The organism is Paenibacillus sp. 276b, assembly GCF_900107875.1.
Classification (GTDB): domain Bacteria; phylum Bacillota; class Bacilli; order Paenibacillales; family Paenibacillaceae; genus Paenibacillus; species Paenibacillus marchantiae.
The window spans coordinates 1,015,162-1,034,122 of the sequence record NZ_FNRR01000001.1 but is presented as its reverse complement, the minus strand read 5'-3'; the positions used below and the strand labels follow the sequence as shown (position 1 = coordinate 1,034,122).

General features: G+C 44.8%; 16 protein-coding genes. 6 read left to right on the top strand and 10 right to left on the bottom strand.

The window, feature by feature from the left end; genetic code table 11:
• Window positions 1–19: 19 nt before the first annotated feature.
• The 3 genes from BLV50_RS04515 to BLV50_RS04505 form a co-directional block, all read right to left on the bottom strand.
• Window positions 20–670, bottom strand: coding sequence for an ABC transporter permease (locus tag BLV50_RS04515; RefSeq protein WP_063565155.1), 651 nt, complete (start codon window positions 668–670; stop codon window positions 20–22).
• The gene (locus BLV50_RS04510) at window positions 667–1,806 is read right to left on the bottom strand and encodes an ABC transporter ATP-binding protein (protein WP_090806136.1); all 1,140 of its coding nucleotides are present in this window, start codon (window positions 1,804–1,806) and stop codon (window positions 667–669) included. The genes BLV50_RS04515 and BLV50_RS04510 overlap by 4 nt, the downstream gene beginning before the upstream one ends.
• A gap of 296 nt (window positions 1,807–2,102) precedes the next feature.
• Window positions 2,103–2,849 carry an IclR family transcriptional regulator gene (locus BLV50_RS04505; protein ID WP_256337846.1) on the bottom strand — a complete coding sequence of 249 codons (747 nt, stop codon included), beginning with the start codon at window positions 2,847–2,849 and terminating at the stop codon, window positions 2,103–2,105.
• 203 nt (window positions 2,850–3,052) lie between these two features.
• On the opposite strand from BLV50_RS04505, the gene BLV50_RS04500 reads away from it, so the two are divergent.
• From BLV50_RS04500 to BLV50_RS04490, 3 genes are all read left to right on the top strand, one after another.
• The gene (locus tag BLV50_RS04500) at window positions 3,053–4,579 is read left to right on the top strand and encodes a multicopper oxidase family protein (protein WP_090806132.1); all 1,527 of its coding nucleotides are present in this window, start codon (window positions 3,053–3,055) and stop codon (window positions 4,577–4,579) included.
• A 395-nt stretch (window positions 4,580–4,974) separates the two neighbouring features.
• Window positions 4,975–5,460, top strand: a complete 486-nt coding sequence (locus tag BLV50_RS04495) for a CcdC protein domain-containing protein (RefSeq protein WP_063565158.1) — start codon at window positions 4,975–4,977, stop codon at window positions 5,458–5,460.
• A 224-nt stretch (window positions 5,461–5,684) separates the two neighbouring features.
• Window positions 5,685–6,866: a multidrug effflux MFS transporter gene (locus tag BLV50_RS04490; protein WP_090806131.1), complete on the top strand. Its 1,182-nt coding sequence runs from the start codon at window positions 5,685–5,687 to the stop codon at window positions 6,864–6,866.
• Window positions 6,867–7,035: 169 nt separating this feature from the next.
• Here the strand turns inward: BLV50_RS04490 and BLV50_RS04485 are convergent, their stop codons facing one another.
• On the bottom strand, window positions 7,036–8,205 hold the full coding sequence (locus tag BLV50_RS04485; protein ID WP_090806129.1) for an MFS transporter: 1,170 nt from the start codon (window positions 8,203–8,205) through the stop codon (window positions 7,036–7,038).
• A 91-nt stretch (window positions 8,206–8,296) separates the two neighbouring features.
• Window positions 8,297–8,887 carry a TetR/AcrR family transcriptional regulator gene (locus tag BLV50_RS04480; RefSeq protein ID WP_072732740.1) on the bottom strand — a complete coding sequence of 197 codons (591 nt, stop codon included), beginning with the start codon at window positions 8,885–8,887 and terminating at the stop codon, window positions 8,297–8,299.
• Window positions 8,888–9,032: 145 nt separating this feature from the next.
• On the opposite strand from BLV50_RS04480, the gene BLV50_RS04475 reads away from it, so the two are divergent.
• Window positions 9,033–9,689 carry an NADPH-dependent F420 reductase gene (locus tag BLV50_RS04475; protein ID WP_063565162.1) on the top strand — a complete coding sequence of 219 codons (657 nt, stop codon included), beginning with the start codon at window positions 9,033–9,035 and terminating at the stop codon, window positions 9,687–9,689.
• Window positions 9,690–9,762: 73 nt separating this feature from the next.
• Here the strand turns inward: BLV50_RS04475 and BLV50_RS04470 are convergent, their stop codons facing one another.
• Window positions 9,763–10,641 carry a helix-turn-helix transcriptional regulator gene (locus BLV50_RS04470; protein ID WP_090806127.1) on the bottom strand — a complete coding sequence of 293 codons (879 nt, stop codon included), beginning with the start codon at window positions 10,639–10,641 and terminating at the stop codon, window positions 9,763–9,765.
• Window positions 10,642–10,776: 135 nt separating this feature from the next.
• On the opposite strand from BLV50_RS04470, the gene BLV50_RS04465 reads away from it, so the two are divergent.
• The gene (locus tag BLV50_RS04465; protein ID WP_090806125.1) at window positions 10,777–12,753 is read left to right on the top strand and encodes an alpha-amylase family protein; all 1,977 of its coding nucleotides are present in this window, start codon (window positions 10,777–10,779) and stop codon (window positions 12,751–12,753) included.
• Between the two features lie 115 nt (window positions 12,754–12,868).
• Here the strand turns inward: BLV50_RS04465 and BLV50_RS04460 are convergent, their stop codons facing one another.
• The 4 genes from BLV50_RS04460 to BLV50_RS04445 form a co-directional block, all read right to left on the bottom strand.
• Complete coding sequence (locus BLV50_RS04460; protein WP_090806122.1) at window positions 12,869–13,927, bottom strand: threonine aldolase family protein; 1,059 nt, start codon at window positions 13,925–13,927, stop codon at window positions 12,869–12,871.
• Complete coding sequence (locus tag BLV50_RS04455; RefSeq protein ID WP_231952523.1) at window positions 13,924–14,358, bottom strand: MarR family winged helix-turn-helix transcriptional regulator; 435 nt, start codon at window positions 14,356–14,358, stop codon at window positions 13,924–13,926. The genes BLV50_RS04460 and BLV50_RS04455 overlap by 4 nt, the downstream gene beginning before the upstream one ends.
• 200 nt (window positions 14,359–14,558) lie before the next feature.
• Window positions 14,559–16,277: an ABC transporter ATP-binding protein gene (locus BLV50_RS04450; RefSeq protein WP_064638610.1), complete on the bottom strand. Its 1,719-nt coding sequence runs from the start codon at window positions 16,275–16,277 to the stop codon at window positions 14,559–14,561.
• A 2-nt stretch (window positions 16,278–16,279) separates the two neighbouring features.
• Window positions 16,280–16,648 carry a hypothetical protein gene (locus BLV50_RS04445; protein WP_090806120.1) on the bottom strand — a complete coding sequence of 123 codons (369 nt, stop codon included), beginning with the start codon at window positions 16,646–16,648 and terminating at the stop codon, window positions 16,280–16,282.
• A 197-nt stretch (window positions 16,649–16,845) separates the two neighbouring features.
• Here BLV50_RS04445 and BLV50_RS04440 point away from each other — a divergent pair, with 197 nt between their 5' ends.
• On the top strand, window positions 16,846–18,945 hold the full coding sequence (locus BLV50_RS04440) for a serine hydrolase domain-containing protein (protein WP_177031115.1): 2,100 nt from the start codon (window positions 16,846–16,848) through the stop codon (window positions 18,943–18,945).
• Window positions 18,946–18,961 lie beyond the last annotated feature (16 nt).

Genomic DNA, 18,961 nt, shown 5'->3' with positions numbered 1-18,961 from the left:
CCTCTCCCTAGGTAAAAGCTTAAAATTTATTCAAATGCCGCAACCCCTTTGGGGTAAGTGCCCTGTTAAGAAGCAGCAAAATGAAGTTAACGGAGATTACCAGCAGCGAGACGGGAATGGCCCCTTCCATAATGGTAACCGTATTGATCATGGCAATGCCTCTTGTGATGATATCTCCCAGTCCTCCTGCGGCAATATAGGTCGCAATTGTCGTAAGACTTATCGTTTGCACCGCGACGAGCCTTACGCCGGCCATGATGACACTACGCGCAATCGGAAGCTGAATCATCTTCATCATCTGCCATTTGGTCATGCCCATCCCGGTTCCTGCCTCAATCAGAGAAGGATGAACTCCATTAATACCGACATAGGTGTTCTGGAGCATCGGAAGCACGGCATATAAGGTCAATGCAATAATAGCAGGTGTTGTGCCGATGCCTACCAGCGGAATCATGAATCCGAACAACGCCAGACTTGGAATGGTCTGGATGGCAGAGACTACAGTAATGATTGTATCCGCCATCCGCTTGCGGCTGGTCAGATAAATACCAAGGGGTATTGCAATGATTCCCGCCATGAGGACGGAAATGAGGGACAGATACATGTGCTCTCCCATTTTCTCAACGATCATCGGCCAGTCAGCAGCTAACGTATCCCATATATGGTTCATGCACTGGTCTCCTCTCGGTGAAAATGTCTCCCAATGGCTTCAATAACACCTGAGCGGGTTACCGTACCGATTAAGCGGTTCTGATCATCCACGACAGGCAATATTCGTTGACTTTGCATCAGTTCGAATACATCAGAAATTGGTGTGTTCTCAAAGAGGGCGGGAGTCCCATTTTTCACAATATCCCCGACCTTCATTTTGCTGTCATGCTGCAGATGTTCACTGATTTCTTCAATTCCTACAATACCCAGCAGCTCTCCCCAATTCCCGGTCACAGCAAGGGCATCAGCCTGATTCAAACGCAAGAGATCAAGTGCCTCTACGATTGTTGAGATATTACTTATCGAGAGACCGTCAATCATAATATGCTGCGCCATCTCACTTGGAAAAGAAGGACGAAACCTCTCCTGACCGATGAATTCGATCACAAAGTCGTTTGCCGGATGGGCCAGCAGCTCCGCAGGTGTACTGTTCTGAATTACCTCACCCTCCTTCAGTAGAATAATCCGATCAGCGATCTTCAGCGCTTCTTCAATGTCGTGGGTGACAAAAATTATCGTTTTATGCAGCCGCTGATTCAGCTGGATCAGTTCTTTTTGTAGCTGGACCCGGCTGATGGGATCAAGTGCGCTAAAGGGTTCGTCCATTAAAATAATGGAAGGGTCTGACGCTAGTGCACGGGCTACACCGATCCGTTGCTGCTGCCCGCCACTAAGCTCATGGGGATAACGTTTGCTATATTGTTCAGCTGGAAGACCGATCAGGTTCAGTAATAGATCCACTCTCTCTTTTCGTTCTTCCTTTTTCGCCCCCTTAAGCCTCGGAACAATACCGATATTCTCTTCTATGGTCATATGTGGAAACAATCCAATTTGTTGAATCACATATCCGATATCGCGTCGGAGTTGGACTGCATCTGCAGCTCCTACATCTCGCCCTTCCACGAGAACCCTTCCCTGACTCGGCTCCTCAAGGCGGTTGATCATTTTGAGCAGTGTAGTTTTGCCGCAACCCGAGGGCCCAATAATTGTTACAATCTGACCTTTCGGTACCGTAAGATTAAAATCATGCAGCACACTACCGGAGCCATAATTTTTATTTACATGTTGGAACTCAACTGCCACTGCTTCAGTCATCGTTCTTCCTCCTCTTCAAAAGTACAGTAAACAAATTTGTTAACTCGGATAAATAAATAAATTTTTTTACTTCCTTACTTCACATTTAACTAATATTGCGAACTCTTGCTAAAAAAGAAGAAGGCCTTATTTCTCGCCAATAGGCGAAAAACAAGACCTCCACTGTTATGGTCAGCCATTTATTATTAACATGCGATAATTAGATTTCTTATTTCAATAATATTACCAAGAACATTCTTTTGTCAATCATTAATTCCACTATTTCTATCGGGATTAATTGTGATCGGTGATTTTTTCTATTCCCCTCCAAGTAGATTGGAGAGATGCTTGGACGATTCCATAACGCTATGAATCATTTCGGGTATCCTCTCTTTGGTCCCGCGAAATAAAGGACCCGCAATAGATAGGCTTGCCACGACAAGACCATGACTATCCAATACCGGTGCACCAATAGCGAACACATCGGGATCGTATTCTCCTTCAGTACAAGCGAAGCCCTGTTCCCTGACAGCTTTCAAGCTATCAATCAATTCCGATCGGTTCCGATCGGTTGTACTATTTGCTACAACCTGCTCAATCGTCTTTTCATTTTCAAAAGCCAGTATAATTTTTCCAGAAGCGCCTTGATGTAAAGGCAAACGTCTACCGTTCTCGATTACAAATTGAATAAGACCTCGGCCTTTCACATGTTGAATGCATACAGCATCATTTCCAGTTCTAACGAACAATAACGAAGTTTCTTTTGTAGACTCCATCAGATCGATCATAATAGGCAATGCAAGTGACAACAACTCACGATGAATTTGTTGGTTCAAGCTACGAGCTAAATCCAGAATACGCAAACCAAGTCCAATCTGATTCTTGCCCCTACGTTCCACAATCCCGTTCTTTTCAAGCGTTTGCAAAAAACGATAGGTTGAGCTTTCTGGAATGCTGACCTTTTCTGCGATCTCACTAACCGATAATGTTCCATTCGCCTCAGATAACGCAAATAAAATATCCAAAGCCCTTCCAAGAGTGTTTGTTCCACTTTTCCGATCCAAAGCGACGCTCCCTTTCATTGAAATCATCCATTTCTTTTATCATATAGTGAAAGATTGCGGAAATCACTATCGTTTTACTCGTTTGTATAAATGACATACAAATAGAATGCATACCCAATAGTTATATACAACTAACATAATGAACAAGTTCAAGATCATAAAATTACATAGTAATTCTAACCTTAGGGAGGCTCCAAATTCTTATGCCTGAAAAGATAAAACTACAAAAATTCGTGGATGAACTGCCTATTCCAAACACATTATCTCCTAGGAAGCGAAGCAGTAATAGTTCTTATTACGAAGTGACTATGAAGGAGTTTTCTCAGAAGCTACATAGAGACCTCGGGCCTACCCGTTTATGGGGCTATGACGGAACATTTCCAGGTCCTACGTTTGAAGTGATGAAGAATGAAACCGTGTTTGTTAAATGGATGAACGACCTGCCCAATAAGCACTTTCTTCCCGTTGATACTACGATTCATGGTTCGGAAATTACTGTTCCAGAGGGTAGGAGCGTTGTGCATTTACATGGAGGAAGAACGCCAGCTCATAGTGATGGCTACCCCGAGGCTTGGTTTACGAGAAATTTTGAGCAAACGGGACCTTTGTTTGAACGAGAGGTTTATACGTATCCAAATATTGAACGAGCTACAATGTTATGGTACCACGATCATACAGTAGGCATTACAAGATTGAACGTCTACGCAGGACTCGCGGGATTTTATTTCATTCGAGACCAAAATGAACAATCCCTTAATCTTCCGAAAGGAAAATATGAAATCCCTCTACTCATTGTGGACCGATCTTTCAATCCGGACGGATCTCTAAACTACCCCAGCAAACCGGATCAAAACGATGCAAACTTGCCTCATCCTTCCCTTGTTCCTCCTTTTGATGCGGATACCATTCTGATAAACGGCAAGGTTTATCCATTTTTGGAGGTAGAACCAAGAAAATACCGTTTTCGGATTTTAAACGCATCCAATAGTCGAATCCTTACATTAAAAATGGAATCCAATCAACCATTTTATCAACTCGGAACCGATAGCGGCTTTCTTGAGACAACAATAAGAATAAACGAATTTGTACTTTTAAGTGCCGAGCGTATAGATGTGATCATTGATTTTTCTCAATATTATGGTCAAACTATTATTCTCAAAAATGTCACCAAGAGTGCGTCCCCTGAAACAATAGATATCATGCAATTCAGAATAAGTGTCCCATTAAAAAGTATAGATACCAGCTCACTTCCATTTTATTTAGAAGCATTCGAACGACTCCCAAAAAGTATGGCAAAGAGAACAAGATATTTAACACTTGTCAGAGTGAAGGATCAATATGGTCGCTCCTTAAATCTATTAGATGGAAAAATGTGGATGGATCGAATCTCCGAAAGAATTGAAGTAAATACGATTGAAATCTGGCGTATCATTAATATCATTGATGATGACCCTCACCCCATTCATATTCATTTGGTTGATTTTCAAATTCTTGATCGTCAACGTTTTGATGTTTCTCATTTTCAGAAAACCGGAAAACTTATTTTCACAGGCCCGCCCAGTCCTCCTAATCCGTATGAAATGGGATTAAAAGATACTGTAGCAACCCCCTTCGGTTACGTTACAACGATTATTGCTCGTTTCGGACCTTTTACCGGGCGTTATGTATGGCATTGTCACATGCTTGAGCATGAAGACTACGAAATGATGCGACCGTTTGATATTTTTTAGCTCACTCCAGCACTGCAATGAATGAGTGGACATATCCAAAAAAATCACTAAAAAAGAGATATGTACCAGCTAACGGAACTTATAACGAACAAGTAGTTGTCTGTTGCCACCATCAGGGCCGTTACGATCTAACTGTAAAAAATTGCTGCGGTCAAGTTGTTCTACTTCGTCAAATTGAGCGACAGGTGCCTTCCGAGGTCATAGCCCTGTCACATAGACAATAAAAAAAGATTTTTGAAGCGGCGACTTTTTCCCGGATTCAATTGGGAAGAGGTCGCCCTATTTGTTTTGGGAAGATGACAAAAGTCACCTTAAACGAATTACTTTGTACACTGATATAAATTTTAAATATCCTCGATACTTAGGTTACACAAAAAACAAACGAGGTGCTTACCATGAATCCAATATCTTTAACAATCTCATTATTAATTGTCGTGCTTATCTTAAGGGGCGTTATCCAGGGCAGCAAGAAGCCATTGCACGAATCAGGCCGGAAATTATTAATTCCGATCCTTTATATCTCTTCATCTTTGTTTGAATTGTTCGACCCTACATTGGTGCTTACATCAGGCAGAATGATCAGTTCGATCGCTATAGGTGCAATTCTGTCGATCCCATTAATTCTGGTGACCCAATTCGAGCGGAAATCGGATGGCAAGATGTATTATAAAAGAAACGTATCTCTTTATGTTTTAATTATTGTTATCTTCTCGATCCGATTCTTTGACTTCTTGTTCATCTCAGGCATTGATCCCAAGACTCTTGGATTCCTGAATAATGTAGTTGCCCTGTCCTATATTGCCATTTGGCGTATAGCTAGCTTCATTAAATTTCATAATTCCAAGTCTAGTACGTTCAGAGCTTGGGACAAAACTGCTTAGTCGTACGATTAGCTAGAGCTGGTTGACTTGCCATTTCAAGCATGTTAACCTAGGCCGAGTATTAACAATGATTGTCAAACCCTCCTACTCTTATAATGATGAAAGGTAATTCAACAAATGATGATTTATAGTCGTCTCACCATCATGATGCCCCCCTTTCCCTAGCTAGGCTCATATTCTTGTTGTCATAAAAGAGTATAAGCTTGTAGGAGGGCTAATATATAATGAAGAAATATGCTGTACCATCTTTGCTTTTAATGATTGTTCTTATCGCTTTTCCACAAATCAGCGAAACCATCTACACTCCATCGCTGCCAGATATCGCAGCAGCACTTGGTGTATCTAATAGTTCCGTACAATTCACGTTAAGCATCTATTTTATAGGATTTGCCTTAGGCGTTTTCTGCTGGGGCTGGCTGTCCGACTTGATTGGTCGCAGACCTGCAATGCTGGGCGGTCTCATCGTATATGGGATCGGAAGCTTGATGTGCTTTTATTCGGAATCAATTCAGTTGCTTCTCGTCAGCCGTTTCGTACAGGCTCTCGGTGCCGCAACTGGCTCGATTATCACCCAAACCATGCTTCGCGAAAGTGTATCGGGAGATCGAAGACATGCGATGTTTGCGCAAATCTCTGCTGTCATTGCATTTACGCCGGCAGTTGGGCCCCTTATTGGTGGTTGGATTGATCAGGCCCTTGGCTTCAGATGGGTATTCTTTGCGTTAGTACTGATGAGCGTTTTGTTGTTCATATATGCTTTTATTAAACTGCCGGAGACAACGAACGTTTCTTTACGATCCAAGGTGGCTATACTTCCGGTTGTTAAAAAGATGCTCGCCATGCCGCGCGTAATGGTGTTTGGGGTATTGATCGGTGGTATTAACGGAGTTTTATTCAGTTATTATGCCGAAGCTCCCTTCATCTTCATTGAACACTTTGATCTGTCGCCTGGCGTTTATGGTTTTCTGGGCATTATTGTGGCCTTGGCATCGGTGGTCGGTGCAATGATCTCCAAAAGGTTATTGACCGTTTACGCACCGGAAAAGATTATTCGTTTGGGTTGTCTGGTCATGACCAGCGGGGCTCTGCTCCTAACCCTTGGAAGCAGCTTGTCTATGCTGCCCAATCTTTTGCAAATCATCTGCATGTTAACTGCCATGTTTGTTCTGTTGATTGGCGCAGGTATTGCTTTGCCCAATTGTCTAAGTCTTGCGCTTGTTCATTTTCAAGATGTAATTGGCACAGCAGGTGCCATATTCAGCTTGGGCTACTATTTGCTGGTAAGCCTTACGACATGGGGAATGGGTGCTCTGCATAACGGTTCATTGCTGATAATGCCCTTATATTTTCTAATCATTAGCGTCGGAATGTTGTGGCTTGGCAAAAGATTTATCTCAGAAGAATAATTTATTAGGGTAATTCATTTGTATTATAAATAATACGAAGAAATGTCCCGGGGCACATTTCAAAAAAATAGAAGCAGTCCAGTACTTTTATCGTATCTGGGCTGCTCTTATTCATATTGTTGAACACCACACCATATTCTGAAAGCCAAATCGGCTTATCAAACGCTTTTTAATGTTTTATATCCATATCTGCAACCTTAACTTTGAAGATTCCACGCATATACGGAAGCAGCGAAATTACACCTACCAAAGCCAACACAACCCCGACCCAGATCGGCGCAACCAGGCCGTAACCGGCACTAATGGCCAAGCCACCAACAGAAGACCCTACCACTACACCAAAGGTGACGATCGCGGTATGAACGGTGTTCACCATCAGACCACTTCCTCCCGCGCGTATCACTCGCGCGACCATAGGCGGATTCATTGGAACCCCGACCAACCCGATGATGACTACAGCAGGAATAACCACGGCAGCTGTATGTACGCCAATGGCGAATGTCAGAAGACCAAACGTCAAGAGAACAAGCCCTATCGTTAGAATCAGCATGGTGTATCGGTCCGCCAGTCGACCAGTAATCAGATTACCAACAACCGTAGCAGCTCCATACACAACAAACAATAGTGGCACCGCGGACGTTGAAAAGCCCGTCAGCTCTGTAAAAATTGGAGCAAAGTAGCTGAATGCTGCAAAGGTAGCTCCTATAATAAGAAAACTTGTCAGGTAAGCCGCCCATAGCTTGCGATTGCGAAAAGATTTCATTTCATGACGCAAACTTGTGGGCTCCGGTCTAGATAATACAGGGATCAACCTCAATGCAGTTACTCCTGACAGTAGAACAAGAATGGCGACCGCCCAAAAACTGAAACGCCAGCCATAAGCATCGGCCACCCACGTTGCAGCAGGTGTACCCAGAACCGTGGCGATCATAAGACCACCGAAGATTATCGACACCGCCCGTCCCCGCTGGTTTTCTTCCACCAGCGAAGCAGAGATCGAGATTGATACGCCAAAAGCAGCCGAGGAAGCAACACCTGCTATGATGCGTGAGGCCATCATAACCTCATAGCTACCTGCGATCGCGCCAAGCAACTGTCCAGCGAGAAACACACCGGTTAGCATAATAAATGCTTTTTTCCTAGGCATATTCAGCAGAGCAGCGGTTAGTAAGGGACCTCCTACGACCATCCCCGCTGAAAAGGCTGTAATCAAATATCCTACTTGCGAGACAGATACTCCAAATTCCCCCGCAAGTGTATTCATCATTCCAGCTACCATAAATTCTGAGGTAGTCATGCAAAAAATAGCCAAGCTAAGCACATAGATTGCCAATGGCATCTTCAATTCCCCTTTTCATATGAGTTATAAAACCACACTATTGTAATGATCGGTACAAAACTAATGCAAAAAAAAGTGCCGGATTACCCGGCTAGTAAATAGCTGCCAATGTACCTTCTACAATACTTTTTGCCAGATCACGGTTCTGTGAAGAACTGTTAAGCACGCGAAGTCCGTAATAGCTGCTTAGGAACAGGCTTGCCAGTTCTTTGGCTGGTCTCCCTGAAGTAATCTCTCCTGTCTGGACACCCTGCTCCATCAGATTATAAAGTGCATCCTCCAACAATCCGATATGCCGTGTCACCACTTCTTCAACCATAGGATCAACCCGTGCCCGTTCCATTGCTGCATTAATTAGGAGACAGCCTCTTCGCCCTGATTCCGAGAAATCTTCCTGTACACCCCACTCCAGCAGGCCGCGTAATCTTTCTTTCAACGGTAAGGGGCTCTGTAAAATCTCGCTTTGCTCCCGTATTCCTTCCTCATGGTAACGCTGGAGTACCTTTTCATATAAATCATGTTTGCTACCAAACGCATTATATAAACTGCCCTTCCCGAGACCGGTCTGTTTACATAGATCCTCAGTAGAGCACCCTTCGTATCCGTTCAACCAAAAGGCATCCATGGCTGCGTCAATCACAGCCGTATCCTTAAATTCTCGTGGTCTTCCACCTCTGGTCACTTCATTTCCTCCCTTCTCAACGAAATAATAAATCTTAGTATAGGTAATTTGTAACGTTCAGTCAAGAAGTTGTTTACAGCTCTATTGTTCTCTGTTACAGTGAAGAGGTCATACCATATTAAATCGGGAAAGGAAGTCGGAATAAATGAAAATCGCAATTATTGGAACGGGAAATATCGGTGGTAATCTCACCCGTCGTCTCACCAAACTTGGTCATGATGTCTCGATTGCTAACTCGCGCGGTCCTCATACCTTGACGGATCTAGCTGAAGAGACAGGCGCAAAACCGCTTGAAGTAACGGACGTCGCCCATGGAGCCGAGCTGGTCATTGTAACGATTCCACAAAAGAATATTCCGGATCTCCCTGATGGTATCTTAGACCAAACTGCACCTGGTGCTGCCATTATTGATACCGGGAACTATTACCCCCGTCAGCGTGACGGCTTTATTGCCGAGATCGAGGGTGGCTTACCTGAAAGCCGCTGGGTCGAGCAATTCTTGAAACATCCTGTCAACAAAGCCTTTAATGGGATTTCCGCTGTTAATCTGCTTGAACGTGGACTGCCTGCCGGCTCACCGGATCGACTTGCTCTCCCGGTAGCTGGTGATGATCCGGATACAAAGAAAATTGTACTTCAACTTGTCGAAGAGTTGGGATTTGACGCCATAGACGCCGGCGGTTTGGACGAATCGTGGCGCCAACAACCGGGGACTCCTAGTTACCAGGAGCATGGAGCGGATAGTCTTCGGCAGGCCTTATCGAATGCTAGTCCTGTACGAAGCGAGGACTTTAAAGCTTGATCATTTGAAATTCCAGGACATTGAATACGTCATCATCCACCGCCCTTTCGGGCGGTTTTTCGTTTGATCATGTCTATTCCATGAAATACAACTGATGCTTCTTGCGGTACTCTCCAGGCGTAAGGGAGGTTTGACGTTTGAACAACCGAGTAAAATAGTTATGGTCCTGCAGTCCACACAACTCGCCGATACGCTTCAGCGGAAGCTCCGAATGTGCCAATAACCGCTTGGCCTTCTCCATTTGCAGGTGATGCCTGTATTGGAGCGGGCTCATCCCCGTACACTGCTTCAGGCAGCGGGCCAGGTAATCAAAATGATAAAGCAGATCACGCTCCATCTGTCCTGAATCAAACGGCTGATCGAGGCGTTGACCAAGATAAGTTGCCACCTTCTCGCTTAGAAAATAGGAACGAGCCTGCGGGCTGTTCTGTCTCATTCCCTTCTGTAATTGCAGTAGGAATTGGCCCAACAGAACATGAAGCTCGAAGGAACGCTGACGGGTGAGTACATGGTGCAGCTCAAGCATTTCTTTCAGTATCGGCTCCAGGTTACGTAGATCCACCGCGGCGAATTTGGGAATTTCAATGACTCCTGGGGGAGCCTCAATATCCTGGTCTGTTTGTTGAAGCAAAGGCTGCTCCCAAGTCGTCTTTTCTTTCAAAATCATCTTTTGCACAGAGGGAAGCTGGAAATGAATCCAGTATACTTCCGTCTGCACATCCGTTGGTCTATAGCCACGGTGGTCTTTGCCAGGTTCAAGAACCAGCATCATACCTTCCGCAATCTCGTAACGGAGGCCATCTTCCTCCATGTACAGCGCTCCTTTGGCGCAAATAATAAGATCGAACACATCAAAGCTACGCTGGGCATGCTGCATCCCCGGTTGCCATTCGGTGTGCCCAATGGCTGCTAATAGCGGAAACGGCGGAACTTGAAGTTCAAGTACAAGCATGAGATCCCTCCTTTGTTCAGAATGTAGAGAATGTGCTATATGTAGTCGTAATTGTCAGCTGTATCGGAGCTGAAGATCGATTAGAGTGGTAGATATAATATGATTCTATCATTTAATGACCAGGGGGATGCAAGCATGAAATTTCGTCAAATTCATCTCGATTTTCATACGTCAGAAGCCATTGAAGGCATTGGCCGTGATTTTTCGAAGCAGCAATTTCAGGAGATGCTTAAGACTGGATACGTCGATTCCATCACCATTTTCTCCAAGTGCCATCATGGCTGGGCCTATCACCCGACAACCGCCAATCAAATGCATCCACATCTGAATTTCGATCTTCTGGGTGCCCAGATTGAAGCTGCTCATGAGATAGGTGTGAAGACACCGGTCTATCTCTCTGCTGGCCTGGATGAGCGACTCGCTCGCAAACATCCACAATGGCTCATCCGCAATCAGCAGGAGCAAATCAGTTGGACAGCCGACTTCATGACACCGGGATATCATCAATTTTGCATGAACACCCCTTATCTTGACGTGCTCACTCTACAGGTCGAGGAAGTCGTAAAGAATTATCATGCGGACGGCATCTTCCTAGATATCGTTGGTGTTCGGGAATGTTATTGTCAATATTGTGTTGCCGAGATTCGCTCACAGGGCTCCGATCCACGAAACATTCAAGATATGAAAAAACTGTGGGAACAGACGTATGCTCGTTATGCTAATCGAATGAATGAGACTGTGCATGCAGTAAAACCCGGATTACCAGTGTTCCACAACAGTAGTCACGTCGACCGAGGGCGGCGGGATCTCGCCCATGTAAATACCCATTTAGAATTGGAATCGCTACCAACAGGCGGCTGGGGGTACGACCACTTCCCACTCTCTGCACGTTATGCGCAAACACTGGGCATGGATTTCCTCGGCATGACCGGAAAATTCCATACCTCTTGGGGCGAATTCGGTGGATACAAGCACCCCAACGCGCTGCGTTATGAAACTGCACTGAGCCTTGCGAACGGGGCACGCTGCTCCATTGGAGATCAGCTGCATCCAGGTGGTCAGATGGACCTTGCCACGTATTCGTTGATCGGGGAAGCTTACCGCGAGGTAGAAGCAAAGGAAGAATGGTGCCGAGATACTACCGCTATGGCCGATATCGCGTTGCTGTCAGTGGAAGCAGCCTTATGGGAATCCGGAGGCGATCCTCATAACCAGCACAAACACCACGATACCGGTGCTGTAAGAGTTTTGCTGGAAGGCCACTATCTCTTCGATGTAGTAGATCTACAGGCTGATCTATCCAAATATAAAGTTGTTATTTTGCCGGATGCCATTAGCATTACAGAGTCAATTAAAACCAAACTGACAGCATTTCTTGCCGGGGGCGGCAAAATTCTCGCCACTGGCCGTTCCGGACTCTCACCGGATGGTACGGGCTTTGAATTCGATTTGGGTGTAGAATATCAGGATGTTTCCCCATTCCGTCCCTCCTATTTCCGTCCGAATTTCGAGCTTCCTTCGCTGCGTACAGCCTCTTTCGTCATGTACACCGAAGGACAGAACACAGTGCCCACGACAGACGGCATTGTACTTGGCAGTAAGGAAAATTCATATTTTAACCGTGACTTGTTCACGTTCTGCTCTCACCAGCATACCCCTTCTGATCTGCAGGAATCGGGAACTGGCATGGCTGAAGGTCAGGATGGAATCTATATCGCGTGGAATGTTTTTGAAGATTATGCGACGAAGGGGAGTTTGGCTGTCAAGGAAATCATCTGTTACGCGTTGGACAGTTTACTGAGTAACAACAAGTCGCTGATAACCAACCTACCTGCCCAAGGGGTTACCACGCTGCAGATTCAGAAGAACTCGAACCGTTGGGTGAATCATCTACTGTATGCCTCTCCAGTACGTAGAGGACAAGGTGTGGAAGTTATCGAGGATATCCCTCCACTTATCAATACAGAGGTGACGGTTGCGGCTGCCGAACAAGTACAAGATGTGTATCTGGCGCCACAGAACCTTAGTCTCTCATTCAGTCAGGTGAACGGCGTTGTGACCTACACGATACCGGAGTGGTCCTGTCATCAAATGGTCGTGATTCAATTTTAGAATTAAATTCATGGAACCATTAGCAGCAAACAAAAAAAAATAAGTCGCCATTAACATGGCGACTTATTCTTTGGCGTTTTACTCCGTCAATGTACTATCCTTTAGTGATTAATGATTATACACAAGCTTTCAATTTGTTCAGAGCCTGGGAAATATCCCGAATCAGTGAGTCCACATTTTCCCGCTGGGTTGCCCAACTGGTACAAAAACGAACGACGCTGTGTGTATCGGACACCTTTTCCCAGAATGTGAACGAGTAACGGCTGCGTAAATCCTGAAGCAGATCATCTGGCAGAATCGGAAATTGCTGATTGGTTGGTGAATCATATAGGAAAGTAATACCTTGCTCCACAAGCGAATCATGAATTAACATGGCCATGTCCACCGCATGCTGGGAAATTTCAAGATACAGACCATCTTCAAACAGCGTTTCAAATTGAATCCCCAACAATCTGCCTTTGGCAAGCAGGCCGCCTTTTTGTTTGATCATATAACGAAAATCTGGCTTAAGCTTGTCGTTCAGGATGACTACCGCTTCTCCCATCAATGCTCCGATCTTGGTTCCGCCAATATAGAATACATCACATAGGCGGGCGAGATCAGCGAGAGTCGTATCACAATTCCGGGAAGCAAGAGCATACCCAAGACGTGCCCCATCAATAAAGAACGGGAGACCACACTGTTGGCTCACATTAAATAATGCTTGCAGCTCTGCCTTGCTGTACATCGTACCGTTCTCAGTAGGCTGGGATATGTAAACCATTCCGGGCTGGACACAATGTTCAGGTGCTGCATCATTCCAATGGGCATCATAGACCGCTTTGACCTGATCTGACGTGATCTTCCCATCCTCGCTTGGTACCGTGATCACTTTGTGACCTGTGGCTTCGATCGCTCCCGTCTCATGGACCGCGATGTGGCCCGAAGTCGCTGCAATCACGCCTTGGTATGGACGCAAAATGGAGGCAATAACCGTTGTATTGGTCTGTGTACCACCAACCAAAAAATGCACATCCGCCTGTTCATTTTCACAAGCTTGTCGAATAAGGCTTCTCGCCCGATCACAATGGGCATCTTTACCGTAACCGCTCGTTTGTTCCATGTTCGTTGAAATTAGTCTTTGCAAAATGCGCTCATGCGCGCCTTCGTTGTAATCACATTCGAATCGTATCATCGTCTTGTCTCTCCTGCTCTTTTGTTCAACTTATCCTGAATATTCATCATTGAAGCGTAAACTTCTCTGATCTCTTCCTCATCCAAACCTTGCATTAACTTCACAATCTGCTGATCTGAACGTTCATTCAACTCACCGTAAAGCTCCTGCCCTTTTTCAGTCAGGCGAATCAAACTAACGCGGCTGTCAGCAGCTGAATCCACTTTCATCAGCAGCCCTTCTCGGGTCAGTTTACTTACAATTCGGCTCATGTAGCTGCGATCAATGGTCAGTGTATCCACCAGATTGTTCGCAATGCTCTCCCCTTGAATGCCAATTTCAATAATGACCCTTGCTTCAGCGAAGGAGTATCCCGTTCCCAGGATATGTTTATCGAGTACACCGAGTATATTGGTATAAAAACGGTTAAAACGCCGCATTTCAGTCAACATATCTGCATTTATTTGCTGAGAGTCGATGTGAAACCCTCCCTTTTAGTGGACATTGTCAACATTATAATAATCAGTTTAGTGGACGTTGTCAACAATATATAATATTGATGAACTTTATAGTTCAAATGAATGTCACTTTATTGAAAAACAAAAAAAAACAAAAAACAAACCGCGCAAATGCACGGTTTGTTTTTTGGCTATTAAGAATGGCTGTATTGCACCTGGTGAAGTCTGCTGTATATGCCTCCGGCAGCGACCAGTTCCTCATGGTTACCCTGCTCTGCGATGCCATCCGCATTGACTACAAGGATGCGATCTGCATTCTTGATCGTTGTCAGTCGGTGTGCAATAACAAGGGTTGTTCTGCCCACTGACAGTTCCGCCAAGGACTTCTGGATTAATGCTTCGGTTTCGGTATCCAGAGCAGACGTTGCTTCGTCCAGAATGAGAATCGGTGGATTTTTCAGGAACATCCGAGCAATGGACAGGCGCTGTTTCTGACCTCCGGAAAGTTTGACACCACGCTCACCAATGATCGTATTGATCCCTTCTGGCAAAGTAAGAAGCAACTCTTCCAAAGATGCACGACGGGCTGCATCCCAGATTTGCTCGTCTGTTGCCGTTAAATCGCCATAAGCGATATTTTCCTTAATTGTGCCTGAGAAGAGAAATACATCCTGTTGAACAATACCGATATGTTTGCGCAAAGATTCCAGCTGAACCTCACGAATATCAACTCCATCAACGGTAATCCGACCTTCCTCTACTTCATAGAACCGTGGAAGCAGACTGCAAATGGTCGTTTTACCTGCACCGGAAGGACCCACAAATGCAACGGTTTCCCCTGGATTGATGGACAAACTGATATTATTCAGAATACGTCGATTTTCCTCATAACCGAATGAGACATTTTCGAAGCGAATATCTCCACGGACGCTTTTTAGCTCCACGGCATTTTTCGCATCAGCGATTTCCGGCTCGGTATCAATGATTTCCAGATAACGCTTGAATCCTGCAATGCCCTTAGGATAACTTTCGATTACAGCATTTATTTTCTCAATCGGACGGAAGAAGATGTTGGATAACAGCAGGAATGCCATGAAATCACCCATATCAATTCTGCCATCGATAAAGAACCAGGCACCGCTAATCATAACGAACACAGTAACCAAACGCATCATCATGTAGCTGACCGATATACTCTTCGCCATCGTTTTGTAAGCAAGCAGCTTTGTTTTACGGAAGTTCTCGTTATCTACAGAAAATAGTTTTTTCTCATGCTCTTCGTTAGCGAACGATTGAACGACACGAATTCCGCCTACGTTGTCTTCGATACGGGAATTGAAATTCCCCACATCTCCGAAGAGGCGCCGATAGGTCTTCGTCATGCGCCCACCAAACACAATAATGACCCAGGCCATGATAGGAATAATGACAAAGGTGATCAGTGCAAGCTCTAAATTAATGTTCGCCATAAGCCAGAAAGATCCAATTAGAGTCATAATCGCGATGAATACATCCTCAGGTCCATGGTGAGCAACCTCTCCAATATCGTTGAGATCATTGGTAAGGTGACCGATCAGATGACCCGTCTTGCGATTATCGAAAAACCGGAAGGATAGCTTTTGTAAATGAGCAAACATCTTCGAACGCATGTTGGTTTCAATGTTAATGCCAAGCATATGTCCCCAGTAGGTCACGACATAATTCAAGACGGTATTCAGCGCATAGATCGACAGCAAGACAATACATGCGAGGATAATGAGTGGCCAATCTTGACCTGGCAGCAACTCATTAATGAACTTGCTTACAGCAAGTGGAAATGCCAGCTCTAGTAAACCAGCTAGTACTGCACAACCAAAATCAATTAAAAATAGTTTTTTGTAAGGACGATAATACGAGAAAAAACGACGAACCATTCTTATTCACTCTCCAGATCCTGATTAGGGCTTTCTTCTTCATTTTGTAATTCAAAAAGTTGGATGTATTCATCAATGACCTGATCAATGGCTTTCAGTTCACCACTTATCATCTGATGAATATTCCGGAACTCCTCCTGACCAAGCTGTCTGGCCAACGTAGCTCTTCGATTCTGCATTTGTTCCAAAAAGACTAAAATTCTTCCACGGCGAAACGTTTGTGCCCCATTGCCCCGTTTTCCGTGATGCTCTCCATGCCCTCTCCCACGTCTTGAACCTTCACCTTGTCGCTCTTCTTCCCCACGACCCCGTCTGGACCGCTCTCCATGGCGATCAGGTTGTTCGTTCACATTTATATGTCTTTCTCTCATTTTTGAAGCACCTCCATCTTCGTATACGTTTGTATACAAATTGTTTATGTATACGATTGTATACGTAAGGGATTTTTCTGTCAACCCGTATTTTTCCATTTTATTCTGTCCCAATTCATATTCAGTTCACCGTCCTAGAGTACACTAACTTACGTACCACCACAGAGATACCTAATCTACAGATAAGACAGGAGAAGATGAGATTGACACTGAAAAAACGAACTTCATTCGCCGCTGTAACCCTGGTGTTAACCATGTTAGCCCCAATGAATGCTCTCGCCGCACCGGCAAAAAGTAACACCAGTAACCTCACGTATAATATGACCCAAAAAGCGGTGATGGAGAAGGCCAAGCTCCTTACCGAAACATACGGTACAACAAGTGTGCAGTACGCACTCATGGATGAGGGAGAGATCGTAATCTCCGGACAAGTAGGCAAAAACGACCCGGAGAACCGTATCCCCCTTTCTTCTAATACAATGTATGGCATCGGTTCAACCAGTAAAATGGTGCTTACCGCCGCTGTGATGAAGCTGGTTGATGAAGGCAAGATTGATTTGGATGTGCCGGTTGTAAACTATATCCCAGATTTTAAGATGAAGGACAACCGTTACACACAAATTACACCTCGTATGCTATTGAATCATTCATCCGGGATTCTTGGAACCTCAAGCGGTAGTGCCATACTGTATGGGGACAATGATACCTATGCACATGATACATTTTTGGATCAATTGGCCGAGCAAAATTTGAAGGCAGATCCGGGAGCCTACTCGGTGTATAGTAACGATAGCTTTACGTTAGCTGAAATTCTGGTCGAAAAGGTTAGTGGCATGAGCTTTAGCCATTTCATCCAACAGAATTTCACCGAACCCTTGGGTATGAGCCATACCAAAACGCCGCAGGATCTGATTGATCCTGACCAAATGGCGGTAACTTATTCGCAGCTGAATAAGGAACAACTTCCACTAGAGAACACGAATATGATTGGCTCTGGAGGCATTTACTCTACCGCAGAAGACCTGGTCAAATTTTCGCAAATCTTTACGGGAGAGGTCACAGGTATTCTTTCCAGTGAGTCAGCAGAAGCCATGACGCAGGAAGAATACAAAAGTGGCCTGTGGCCAGAGGATAGCGATTCATCGATTTCGTACGGGTTAGGTTGGGATAGTGTAGACTTGTTCCCATTTAGCGAATACGGCATCAAGGCAGTTACCAAAGGTGGCAATACGATTGCTTATCATTCGTCATTAATTGTGCTTCCGGAATACAACATGGCTGCAGCCGTTACCTCTTCAGGTGGATCAAGCACAACCGACCAATTGATTGCGAGCGAGCTGTTGCTTAGCGCACTTGAGGAAAAGGATATTATTGAAGGACGGAAGCCGGAAAAATCATTTGGCGCCCCTGTAAAAACAACCATGCCGAAAGAGCTAACGCAGTATGCTGGCATTTATGGGGCGGTTGGCAGCTCGTTATTGAAGTTGGAAGTGAATGATGAAGGACAGTTGACGATGTCCCAGCTATTGTCGCCGAACAGTACCGAACAAAAGTATACGTATACTGAAGATGGCTCTTTCGTGAATGAGCAAGGTACAGAAAAGTTGAAATTCACTCAAGAGGATAACGGGAATACATACTTGTGGTCCCGTTCGTACCAGTCGGTGCCAGGGCTTGGACAGATCGCCTCCTCGGAATACAAGGCAGAAAAGCTCGAAACCAATTCATTATCCGAAGATGTAACAGCCGCTTGGCAGAAGCGTGAAGGCAACATTTATTACCTGGTGAATGAAAAATACACCTCAACGGTATATGACAGTGCAACGCCGATCATCCCCATTCATATGTTCGATGAAGCACCAGGTTATGTGTATACTAATAAAATTATTGATGCAAATTCGGCCGTGAACCAACTGCAAATTCCAGGCTTGGCTGGCCGGGATACGATGGAGTATAAGTTCTTCGAGAGAAACGGCGTAGAATACGTCTCAGCAGGAGGAAAGGTCTACGTCAGTCAAGAACTTGTGAGACCGCTCTATTCGGGGAAACAATCGAAGACAACGATTCAAACGAATGGTTATGCGACGTGGTATTCGGTACCGGCAGCAGCCGCAGGTAAAGTGATGACAGTGAAGATGCCTTCGAAAGGTGCTTTCACTGTATATGACCAGACGGGTATCAGTACGAATCATACCGTGGTTAGTAGTGAAAATGAAGTTACATTGCCTGAAAACGGTACGATTGTATTTGCTGGTGAAGCTGGTTCAAGGTTCGAAATTTCGTTAACCAATCAATAATAATGAGCAAGGAAAA